The organism is Cohnella sp. WQ 127256 (genome assembly GCF_024519285.1).
In the GTDB taxonomy this organism is placed as follows: Bacteria; Bacillota; Bacilli; order Paenibacillales; family Paenibacillaceae; genus Cohnella.
This window is the reverse complement of record NZ_JAMZCY010000004.1, coordinates 564,867-576,251: the sequence shown is the minus strand read 5'-3', so window position 1 is coordinate 576,251 and position 11,385 is coordinate 564,867. Positions and strand designations below refer to the sequence as shown.

Here is an 11,385-nt window from a genome sequence, read left to right as displayed (position 1 = left end):
GTCATTTTTAAAAATAAAAATACAACCATTGTCGACTACCCAAGTCGTCAATGGTTGTGTTTGTTTAAAAACCCGATGGTGCATCTTTGGGTTATTCAATAATTAATCCATCTTTCATCGTAATGACATGGTCAGCATAAGAGAGCATTTCTTCATCATGCGTCACAAGTAAGGTTGTAATGTTTAATTCTTTCGTCAGTTTACGGATGAGCGTCATGACATCCTTGGATCTTGTGGAGTCTAGACTTGCAGTGGGCTCATCGGCGAATAGCATTTTGGGCTTGTGAATGATGGCGCGACCAATCGCGACCCGTTGTTTCTCCCCACCCGACAATGAGGCTGGGTAGGCGTCTTTGCGATGATCCATTCCGACTAATTTGAGAATCTTCATGACTTCTTCTTTTTGCGCGCGTTTACTCATCTTGGTCTCTGACACATTAAGCATCAGCATGAGCTGATCTTCTACGGTAAGGAAGGGAACAAGATGAGAGGATTGAAAAATAAATCCGAACTGACTGGCGCGTATTTTGCGAATCTCTTCCTGCGTCATGTCGGTCATGTTCTTTCCCTCGAAAATGATTTGTCCACCAGATGCGCGCTGAAGACCTGCTGCGATCGTGAGAAGCGTGCTTTTTCCAGAGCCTGAAGCACCCACGAGAGCCGTTATTTCCCCTTGCTGCTGGGAAAGATTGATTCCGTTTAATACTTGTTCTTCTACTTCGCCATTCGTAAATGTTTTTCGGACATCTTGTATAGTGAAGCTTGTCATATTAGACATCTCCTTGCTGTATGGCTTGTAGGGGCTCAACTTTGCGAATTTGAAGACCAGAAAGTGTTGCGCCTATAAATCCAATGATTACGAAAAGGATCGACAATTGAAGGGTAGTCCCCATCGTTAGACTAAAAGGCATGCCTTCTGGTGCAATCGTATTAAAGCCCTGACTGAGTGCAACGGATAAGATAAGTGCGATTGCGGTGATGAAGAACATTTGAGCCCACATCATACGGAATAATGTGCTTGTTTTTACACCGATGGCTTTCAAGATCCCGTATAGTCCGATCTTCTGCACATTCATCATATAGAAGAAAATCGCAAACAACATGCCACTAATAGCGACTAGGAACCAAATAATCATATTAAGTGACAATTGTTCTGCACTATAGCTCGCAATGGTGTTCAGAAACTGTTTAATTGAAAAAGATTGTAATCCGTCAATAGTCTGTGGCTGATCCTGCCCTGGGATGAACAGCAATTGCATCGTATTCACACGGTACATTTCTTTATAATTATCCATGTGGATAAAAGCAACGGGTGAGTGGCTGTATTTCTTCTGATCCGCAAATCCGATGACTTTAAATTCACCGCTGAACTGATTATTCGTTAATACATCTCCGACTTGAATGCCATCTTTCTCTAAAGAACGATCTAAGACAATTTCTCCGGGCTTCACATTCTCGAACAATGGAGATTCGGTTGAAGTCACAAAAGCAACTCCATGCTGCTTGTCCTCCGTATCGTTCACGAATCCCATCTGAATGGAAAGTGCAGCTGAATCCTTATGTTCCTGCAAGATTTTCTCTTGTGCACTTGGATCGATTTTGGACATATTATAAGTTTCATTAGCTTGTTCATTCATATAGAAATGACCAGCAGGTAGATTCTTGATTAAAGCTGCATTGTCTTGTGACAAACCATTGGCGAGTCCCGATATGATAAAGGTTAAAAAACTAACTAAAAAAATGATTGAGCCTAATATAACAAACTTCGCTTTACTCTTCTTGATTTCTTTCCATGCCATATTCATAACGGTTCCTCCCTTTCTCTGTTGCACTTTGAGTATGCAATCGCAATATGAACGGGGGATGAACGGAGCATTACAAAGCCGTTCACGATTCTGTCGGGAAATCGGTGAAGTTTATTAATAATTCATTAATAAAAGTACATCTGTTTAACACTAATATAGTAACTGATGAGGTAAGTATTAAAACATGTGCAAAGGGTGAAGTGATGGTCATGAAAGAGCTGGATATTTTAGAAGGAATAGGCTCGACCCCATTCAATGCCATATATCCTATGTATGATGGAAAGGTGAAGGTAGGCCGTCCCGATAAACGCAGAGCTGTCCAGATTGACCAGCTGGAACGGCATTATTTGGTAGGGCGGGACATCGAAATTCAATATTTCCTGCAGCAATTGATAGACGGCGGACAACAGGGAAGGATCTTGAATCTCTATGGTACCGGCGGCGTAGGAAAAAGCTATTTAATCGATGAGTTCCGTCGGCTGGCGGCGAATGTGAATGCCGCATTTCTGTTGATGGACAGCCGTGGGTTCTCACATACACCGCAGGACTTTTGCACGCAATTGTTACGTATGCTCGGTTATCCGATGGAGAAGCTGCAGCAGATTACCGAGCCGCAGGCGCTTCTAGCGCTATGCCATGAACTCCTGAGGGAAAAGGCGGTGAATCAGAAACTTGTCCTTGCAATAGACACATTCGAGGACATGAGTGATATGGAGCTCTGGCTGAGAGAGGTATTTCTCACCCAATTGTACCCGGAAATCCTCATTCTCATTGCGGGAAGATTCCCCTTGCAAGGCATGTGGCTCAGTTCTCCAGCATGGCGCCACTGGATACACCGGATGCCCATTGGAGATCTGGATTATTTGTCCGTTAAGCAATATCTGGAGCGCTCGGGCATTTCGCAGGAGCCGGTGATCAAGCAGATTTGGATGAAAACGAGAGGACATTCGCTCACGATGTCCTTGATCGTCTCGACGACGATGCTTCAGAATATTCAGAGCTTGAAACTGGTTGATGAAACCGAAGTGTTCGAACATATTCTGAGCATTTGGTTAAAAGAGGCTCCGGACGACAATCTTAGGGAACTCGTAGAGACTGTGGCTGTACTTCGGCATTTTAACCAGGAGTTGCTCTCCTATGTACTGAATCGGCAGGTAAAGACGGATTTATTCCAACGGTTGGTCGGACTTTCCTTCATTCGGAGAGTGGATAGGGGTTGGATCCTTCATGATTTGATGCGGGATGCTATCAGCAATGAACTGCGTTTGCGCCAGCCTGAACATTACGCCGGGTTAAGGAAGCGCTGCATCATGTATTACTACAATAAGATGACTAACCCTTCCAAGCAAAAGAAGAACGCTTGGGAAGGCGTCGAATGGTACTATTATATCGGTGATCATGTTGTCCGCAATTTCTGTTTTCAGAAATTGACTCCGCATCTTATGGAGACGTTGAATCCGTCGAATTGGGTGGAGGCAGAGCGGTATTTGGCAAATCGTCGCAGCAATCCGAAGGAAGTTTGCCTTACTCTCCAGAACCTGAATACGGGCGAGTGGATCGAGTATAAGATTTCCAAAGAAGAAGGTTTATACCCGGTTAAGCATATCCATCTTCAAGAGCTTTACGAGCTCGATCGTAGCATTGTTAAGCTGATGAGAGATCAGCAGGGAGCAATATGCGGTCTGACGGCAATCATTCCGATCCATACAGGAACGCTTGACTACTTGCTAACTCACCCGCTGTCATCCGCTTATTTCCAAAGTCTGAACGTTCATAGACTAAAGGAGCTCCGAGTGCCGAATGAACAAATTGCGGGTTATTTTGTGAAAACGGTTGATGTGCTAGATTTTGAGGACGAGGCGATACGTACAACTGCAGGGCTATCGATCGTCTCACTGCTTATTTCTTCCGATTATGTCGTGGTTGGTCCTCCGGATCTCTCCTTCTTAAATGAATTCCACTTTAGTTTGGGGTTCGAGCAGATGAAGAACGTTGCACATTACGATTATGACAATAACACGCCTACGCCGTATTATGTTCTCGATAAGAGGGGCGGCAGGCAACAGGATTATTTGAACAAAATGATAGAGTCCTTCGGCCTTTCAGATCATTCTAAGAAGAAGGATGATGATATGCCGACGCTATCCGAGCGGGAAAAAGAAGTGGTGGTTCTGCTGGCGAGAGGGTATACGAATCAAGAAATTGCGGTGGAAATGCATATTACGGAAGTAACGGTCAAGAAGCATTTGACAGCGGTATTTCGAAAGCTGAATGTCGTAAATCGGACGCAACTCGTTAACAGCTATTTGAAAAAAACATAATGATCGTAATCAGACAAGTTTTCTCTTAGGAGAGAGCTTGTCTTCTTTTTTTGTCTGCGAGGAGAACAAAAGTATACCCTGAATTCGGTACATTTGCTACGTTCGGATAATAGAAATCGTCAGGGAAAGAGGGTAATCTTAAGAAACCAAAGTAATTAGATTGGAGGAAACTGGGTAATGAAGTGGTTGGTGTTGATCCATGTATTATCGGCGATTATTGGTGTGGGTCCAACATTTTTCGGACACGTGTTGGTTAGGAACAACCAAACGTTGGAGCAGTTGAGACACTCCATGAAGCTGGCTAGTTTGCTAGACTTTTTTCCGAAAATCGGGGGCACCATTGCGGTGATCTCAGGTATTCTGCTCATCTCGTTGAACGACTACGGTTCTTATACGCAGATGTGGTTAGTGGGATCGCTTATCCTCTATGTCCTGATCCAAATCGTCGTGATCGGATATGTAGCTCCAGCGCAAAAACGTGTCAAACAATGGGTATTCGATGCCGCGAACGCAAGCCAAATCGAGCTTCCTCAGGAGCAAAGGGTCAACCTCTCAAAAGCGAATGCGATGCTTTACGCAGCTTCGGTAATGGGTCTGGCATTATTCGTATTTATGATTATTAAACCTTAATTAATCGATTACTCATTCCATTCAAAGGAGATTTGAAATGAAAAAAACAGCTCTTGCAATGGTTCTTACTTTTGCTGCAGTTTGGTTGATGATAAGCTCTGTATTTGCCGCTGATGCAGCGACACCGGAAACTTGGCAGGTATCCGTTGGTAAAGAAACCGCGGCTACGTCCCTTGACTCCATGTTCCCGAAAGTCATATTTGTTCATGAAGGAGACAAAGTCGTATTCACGAACGGGGCTATTGCAACTCCGCATACCGTAACGTTCCTGGCCGGCCAGACGCCTCTTACCTCTCAAGACCCAACTTACGCTATTCCTAGTGCACCAAGTGGTGGAAGCTGGGATGGCAAGTCCCTACTAAATTCAGGTATTGTGGCTCCAAAGCAATCCTATGAAGTCACCTTTACCACTAGCGGAGCTTATTCCTATTATTGCATACTCCATCCCATGATGGTTGGTACGGTAGTCGTATTGCCGAAGGGCCAGCCGATCCCCTCGAAAGTAGAGCAAGCCGCAGCCGCAAAGGCACAGGAAAATGATCTTCTCTTCCAGGAGAGCATGCTGCAAGGCTCTCATGCAGCCCAATATGTAGCGAATAAGGATGGCTCTTTGACCTATAAAGTAGATCTTGGCTCGCAGAATATGACTTTCTCACATAACCGCATGAGTCCTGAGACGCTGATTGTAAGCCAAGGAGATTCGGTTTCCTGGACCAATCTCAGCCCCTATGAACCTCACTGGGTTACCTTTAACAAACCTGCCGACCTGGTTTTCCTAACAGAAAAAGGCGAATTTAATCCTAAGTTTATGCCTCCAGCGGGCGGCAAGGAGTTTAACGGCACGGGTTTCACCAATTCGGGTATACTCATGAGCACGCAATCGTATGATCTGAAATTTACGAAGGCGGGAACCTATACTTATGAATGTTACCTGCATTCGGGTTCATTGATGAAGGGCACCGTAATTGTTCTTCCGAAGGGCGCAGTAAAGCTGATCGTGAATGGTAATGCCGTTGCCAATTCTGCAGGTGCGCAATGGAAGAATGGCGACCTGAACGTCAGTATTGCATCGTTCACCAAAGCGATGGGCGGCAAATTTGTAGTGGATAATAAATCGAAGATGTACACGATCACGGTAAATGGAAAATCGGTTAAAACGGCCGGATACATTCTGAAAGGCACGACGTATGCTTCTGCGGAAAATATCGTACAAGGGCTAGGTGGATCTTATAGCTGGAATGGAGCAACTCAATCCTTAACGGTTACGGTCGGTGCTCCAGCCCCTGCCGCTTCGATGGATCATATGCACTGAGATGTGACAATAATGAAATTCGAATGAGGAAGGAAAGGGAGTCATAGTGACTCCCTTTCCTTGCGATTTCTACTTGCGAGAGGAAGAATGCGATGATGATTAATTCCTTGCGTCTACTCGGAATTAGAAAGCTTTTACTGGCGGCATTGGTCATGACGATTACTTTGGTTACTCCCATTTCCTCCATAGCAGCCGAAACCACAACTACGAAACGATTTCAGCTGTATGCAACCGATGGCTATATGTCGCTGCCCGATGGTAATCAATTGTATATTTGGGGGTATAGTTTAGCTAATGAGCCTGGGAGCGCGGCCTTTCCTGCTCCGGCGATAGAAGTGAACGAAGGAGATCGCGTTGAGATCACGCTTACGAACATCGGCCCCAAGAAAGCGGGAATTAAACGGGTTGCTCATACGATTCATTTCCACGGGTTGGATACCGACCAGAAGAACGATGGAGTTCCACACACTTCTCCAGCCATTCAAGTTGGTGAAAGCTTCAAATACGAGTTTACGGCCAAGCATGCGGGCACTTATTTCTATCATTGTCATGTAGATACGATTGAGCATTTGCAAATGGGAATGTACGGAGCATTCATTGTGAAAGCCAAGAACGGCACCAATCAAGCTTGGACAGGTGGTCCGTCTTATGATAAAGACTATGTGTTCCTGTTAAATGAAATCGATCCGGTGTGGCACCAAGCGGTGGAGGAAGGGAAACCATATGACAAAACGGATTTCCACCCTAAATACTGGACGATCAACGGCAAAGCCTATCCGGATACGGAAAAGGACCCCACGAGCTTTATTGATGGAGTCGTCGGAGAAACCGTTCTCGTTCGGCTGATCAATTCGGGGTACGAGCCGCATAGCTTTCATATGCATGGCTATCACTTTCAGATCATTGCCTCCGATGGCAGGCCGCTGCCTGAGCCAGTGACGAAAGATACCGTACTGATCGGTCCAGGCGAGAGGTATGACCTTCTCGTTACCTTCGATCAATCGGGGATGTTTCCCTTCCACAGCCATAACATCGTGGATAATACGAATAACGGAGTTTACCCAGGCGGATTACACACGATGATCGATGTCAAGGAAGATACGGCTGATCCTTCACCTATGCTAATGACTATCCGTTTGAAAGCCGGGCGTAATTCGGCGACGGTTAACGGTGTGCCCATCCAGCTTCCCAATTCACCGGTTGCGTTAAACGGAACAACCTATGTCCCACTTCGGTTTATCGGTGAGACGTTAGGTATAGAGGTGAAATGGCTTCAGAAGGAGAAGTCCGTTCTCTATACAATGGATCAAACCACGATTCAACTATGGCTGAACAGCATGCAGGCGAAAGTGAACGGTCGACTCGTTTCATTGCCTGCTCCTCTCAAGGAAATCAAAGGATCGGTAATGGTGCCACTGCGTTTTATTGCCGAACAAGTAGGAGCTAAGCTCAATAAGGATAGCAAGACGGAAGAGATCATCGTGACGAGATCAATGAGAGCAGCCGTAGCGCCGTCTCATCAATCTCATGACGAGGGAACCACGGGCGGTGAGACCAACGGGAGCAGCAGCACAGGCAATGTAGATAAGTCAACGAGCACCGATCCGTTGACCGTCGATATCACCACATCTTTCATGCCTGCGAAGCTGAAGATTAAGAAGGGGCAAACTATCAAATGGGTAAATAAGGATACGCAAATCCATACGGTATACGACCTTCAGGACAGATTTAATAGTCCCAACATCCTTCCTAATGCCGAATTTTCTTATACCTTTACGGAGACGGGGACCTACACATATTATTGCTCCACCCATCCGAGCATGGTGGGAGAAATCATAGTGACCGACTAGTATTGGGCCTTGGCAATTCCGACTCATCGATTCGACTGCAATAAGCGGGGTCAGCCTATTAAGTTAATAGGGGCTGACCCCGTTTTGTTTTTACTTGATCATATGCCGGGCTATCCTAGGGTTTCATACTTCAAATTGATATTCCATTTCCCCGGCCATTGAGGCTGGAGTATCTCCCGTCTTCCTGAAATCATGGGCGTGAAGCAATTGAAAATCCCCGTAATCCAATTGTTTATAAAATTCGTAGCAAGGAAACCCGTCATGGCTGCCCTTTATCTGCACGTCACCATTTTTATAGGCGATAATTTGCAGTGAATAGTCAACCGTCGGGGCATCCGGGCGAAGAGGATTGCCTGCACTCGCACGCATGGTCAAGGATACGGCATCCTCCGTCCACGTTTCGTCTTCAACTAGAATGCTTTCTGTAGACGCTTTGCCTTGCTTGTATTCGACGTTACCATCTGGAGCCGTCAATTTAAGGACTGTGACACCCGTATTGGCGAATGAAGTAATTCTCTGCTTGAGGAAGTCGATCACGACTTCCTGCTCCACTCGGCATCTGCCAGTGTTTGACGCGTGAGGCGTGAATTCCCTAGCATCCGCTTGAAATTCATAGATCATACCTGTGGATGGATCTTGCATGGGCGGCAAATAGAGCATTCCGCCGATAAATACACTGCCTCTAATTTTGATTAATTCTGCCATAGTTAAAACTCCTCACCAAATAGATTCAATCGAGTTGGATTGTTTCGTCTTGTATTATAAAACATAAGTACTCGTCCAATATGTAATTCAAATTACATTTTTGATCCTATGTAAAAATAAAAGGGGTGAGCGTCACGATTTCACTTGCACCTTACGTAACGTAATGTTTTACAATAAAGCTACCGGTACATAGCTAGCGCCAAAGAGTGGAGATGGTTCATGAAGAGACATTGGAAGGTCGGTGATCTCGCCAAGCTGACAGGGCTTACCGTACGAACCTTGCGGTTTTATGATCAAATCGGGTTGTTCTCTCCGTCGGGACAAACGGAATCCGGCCACAGGCTGTACAGTGAATCAGACTTGTCGCGATTGCACCAGATTTTATCACTTAAGGAGCTGGGGTTATCCCTCGAGGAGATTAAGTCGACCTTAATTGGCGGGCAGATCAGTCCGCTTGAGATCGTCAATCTGCAGATAAACCAGATCAATGATCAGATCAAACTGCAGCAGAAACGATTGGAGCAGCTCAGATATGTATCCAAGCTTATGCAGGGCAAGACGGATTTAGCGGTTGAAGATTTCACGAGTCTTCTGCAATTGATGAAGATGGGATTTGAGAAACCGGTCATTGATCGGCAAAAGAGTTGGGAGCGACATTTGGACCTATTGGGTGACTTTCTTGCTGAGGAGAGCGGAATTCCGAAAAATGAGGAGGAAAATCAATGAACGAACGATTCGTTAAGCATGGAACCTTCGTCGTCGAGAAGACTTATTCAGCTTCGCCGGAGCGTGTTTATCAAGCATGGGCTGACCCGAATGCCAAGGCCAAGTGGTTTTCGAAGCCGGACATCTTCGATTTCCAAGTTGGTGGGCGCGAGTATAGCCGCGGTGGGCCACCAGATGGGCCGATCTTTACCTTCGACGCCAACTACCAAGAGCTTGTTCCAGAGCAGCGCATTGTCTATACGTACACCTTGGATTCGGACAGCATACGCATCTCCGTCTCGATCACAACGGTCGAGCTTATTAAGGTGGAGGGCGGCACGAAGCTGATTTTCACGGAGCAAGGGGCGTTCTTTGACGGACACGATACACCGGAAATACGGGAACACGGTACAAACGTCATGTTGGATGCACTGGGCAAGGTATTAGTAGGGGAGGCATGAACATGACAATAGGTGAAAATGAACTTATAGCTACGCGCGAGTACGATGTCCCGCGGGAGCTTGTGTTTCGGGCATGGACAACCCCCGATTTGTTAGCCCAATGGTGGGGACCTCAAGGCTTCACGAATACGTTTCACGAGTGTGATATGAGACCGGGAGGCACGTGGAAGTTTACCATGCACGGACCGGATGGTGTCGATTATCCTAACCATAACGACTTTGTTGAGATTGTGCCGCCGGAGCGGATCGTGCTTGATCATATAAACTTTCATGAATTTCGGATAACTGCTACCTTCGAGAGCTTCGAAGGGCGCACTAGGGTCACCTTCCGTCAACTTTTCAAGAAAAAAGAGGAGTTTGAACAAGCTAAGCCGATCTGCACAGAAGCTAATGAACAGCAGCTTGACCGACTTGGCAAGGTGCTGGCGGAGCTGACCTATTAGCATTGCAAAGGTATACCGGTTTTTGCTTGCTGCTTACTTGATGACTCTACAATTGTCGCCGTTCACGATCCCTGTCGGGAATCGGACGGCGATTTTTATTTCAACGGTGAGGCAATCTTTCTTTTGGGACACTGTACAAATTAAATTTAGGGCAGTACCCAATGGACAATTTAAGGCGGTCTAGGATATTAGTCCTGAACCGCCTTTTTTATTCTAAGCGCCTCCGTTGCAATGGGATAAATAATTTGATAATATTTAGCTATCTAATACTTAGACATCTAAGTATTAGAGGGGCATATTAAATCATGGGTGTCCAAAAGAAAGGAGCCTACGAATAATGGCGAGAATGAAAGACAAGGTAGCGCTTATCACGGGAGGCGCTTCAGGCATTGGCTTATCTACTGCTAACTTAATGGCACAAGCAGGAGCCAAAGTAGTCATTGCCGATTTTAATGCGGACGGGGCTCTACAAGCTGCCGAGAATATTAAAGCCCAAGGCGGAGAGGCAGTGGGCATATTTCTCGATGCCGGAAATGAAGCTTCGATTAAGGAAGCTGTTGAGTTTACGGTACAGCAGTTTGGTCAAATAACGACCCTGTTCAACAATGTCGGCTCAACAAATCTAATGAAGGATCAGGATGTTCTTAACGTTGATCTGGATGAGTGGGATCGGCTCATGAACGTTAATCTAAAGAGCGTATTGTTAGGGTGCAGATTCGCTATTCCTCATATGATTGAGGCGGGTGGAGGATCGATCATCAATACAGCTTCCATGGCGGGTTTTACTGGAGATGCTGTTCGGGTTGCATACGGGGCGTCGAAGGCGGCTGTTGTAAATCTTACTAAATATATCGCAACACAATATGGGAAAAGTAACATTCGTTGTAATGCTGTCGCACCTGGATTGATTTTGACGCCAGCTGCCAAGAATAATATGCCTCCAGAGGTATTGGATATTTTCGCGAAATATAATGCGCTGCCTTATCACGGAGAACCGGATGATATTGGACATACTGTTCTGTTCCTAGCTTCAGATGAATCCAAGTTTATTACCGGACAGACGATTCAGGTAGAGGGCGGACATTATATTGCCAACCCAACCGTCCCTGATTTCGAACAATATATGAGCCGGAACAACTAATGGGTGAATTAA

General features: G+C 45.8%; 11 protein-coding genes. 8 read left to right on the top strand and 3 right to left on the bottom strand.

Annotated elements, in window-relative coordinates:
- Positions 1–91 precede the first annotated feature (91 nt).
- Together M1K58_RS14095 and M1K58_RS14090 are read right to left on the bottom strand one after the other, a co-directional pair.
- Positions 92–769 (bottom strand): ABC transporter ATP-binding protein, encoded by a 678-nt coding sequence (locus tag M1K58_RS14095; protein ID WP_256759493.1) that lies wholly within the window; start codon positions 767–769, stop codon positions 92–94.
- 1 nt (position 770) lies between these two features.
- Positions 771–1,805 carry an ABC transporter permease gene (locus M1K58_RS14090; RefSeq protein ID WP_256759492.1) on the bottom strand — a complete coding sequence of 345 codons (1,035 nt, stop codon included), beginning with the start codon at positions 1,803–1,805 and terminating at the stop codon, positions 771–773.
- A 209-nt stretch (positions 1,806–2,014) separates the two neighbouring features.
- On the opposite strand from M1K58_RS14090, the gene M1K58_RS14085 reads away from it, so the two are divergent.
- From M1K58_RS14085 to M1K58_RS14070, 4 genes are all read left to right on the top strand, one after another.
- Positions 2,015–4,126 (top strand): LuxR C-terminal-related transcriptional regulator, encoded by a 2,112-nt coding sequence (locus tag M1K58_RS14085; protein ID WP_256759491.1) that lies wholly within the window; start codon positions 2,015–2,017, stop codon positions 4,124–4,126.
- Positions 4,127–4,303: 177 nt separating this feature from the next.
- On the top strand, positions 4,304–4,756 hold the full coding sequence (locus M1K58_RS14080; RefSeq protein WP_256759490.1) for a DUF2269 family protein: 453 nt from the start codon (positions 4,304–4,306) through the stop codon (positions 4,754–4,756).
- Positions 4,757–4,793: 37 nt separating this feature from the next.
- Positions 4,794–6,068 (top strand): plastocyanin/azurin family copper-binding protein, encoded by a 1,275-nt coding sequence (locus tag M1K58_RS14075; RefSeq protein WP_256759489.1) that lies wholly within the window; start codon positions 4,794–4,796, stop codon positions 6,066–6,068.
- A 92-nt stretch (positions 6,069–6,160) separates the two neighbouring features.
- The gene (locus M1K58_RS14070; RefSeq protein WP_256759488.1) at positions 6,161–7,918 is read left to right on the top strand and encodes a stalk domain-containing protein; all 1,758 of its coding nucleotides are present in this window, start codon (positions 6,161–6,163) and stop codon (positions 7,916–7,918) included.
- Positions 7,919–8,041: 123 nt separating this feature from the next.
- On the opposite strand, the gene M1K58_RS14065 is transcribed toward M1K58_RS14070, so the two are convergent.
- A complete protein-coding gene (locus tag M1K58_RS14065; RefSeq protein WP_256759487.1) occupies positions 8,042–8,623 on the bottom strand; it encodes a DUF3238 domain-containing protein in 582 nt (193 codons plus the stop codon).
- Positions 8,624–8,842: 219 nt separating this feature from the next.
- Between M1K58_RS14065 and M1K58_RS14060 the strand changes: the two genes are divergently transcribed.
- The 4 genes from M1K58_RS14060 to M1K58_RS14045 all read left to right on the top strand — a co-directional run bounded on the left by M1K58_RS14060 (position 8,843) and on the right by M1K58_RS14045 (position 11,373).
- The gene (locus M1K58_RS14060) at positions 8,843–9,349 is read left to right on the top strand and encodes a MerR family transcriptional regulator (RefSeq protein ID WP_256759486.1); all 507 of its coding nucleotides are present in this window, start codon (positions 8,843–8,845) and stop codon (positions 9,347–9,349) included.
- Positions 9,346–9,789, top strand: a complete 444-nt coding sequence (locus M1K58_RS14055; RefSeq protein WP_256759485.1) for an SRPBCC family protein — start codon at positions 9,346–9,348, stop codon at positions 9,787–9,789. The genes M1K58_RS14060 and M1K58_RS14055 overlap by 4 nt, the downstream gene beginning before the upstream one ends.
- A 2-nt stretch (positions 9,790–9,791) precedes the next feature.
- Positions 9,792–10,232 (top strand): SRPBCC family protein, encoded by a 441-nt coding sequence (locus M1K58_RS14050; protein ID WP_256759484.1) that lies wholly within the window; start codon positions 9,792–9,794, stop codon positions 10,230–10,232.
- 337 nt (positions 10,233–10,569) lie between these two features.
- Entirely contained in the window at positions 10,570–11,373 is an 804-nt protein-coding gene (locus M1K58_RS14045; RefSeq protein ID WP_256759483.1) for an SDR family NAD(P)-dependent oxidoreductase, read from the top strand.
- Positions 11,374–11,385 lie beyond the last annotated feature (12 nt).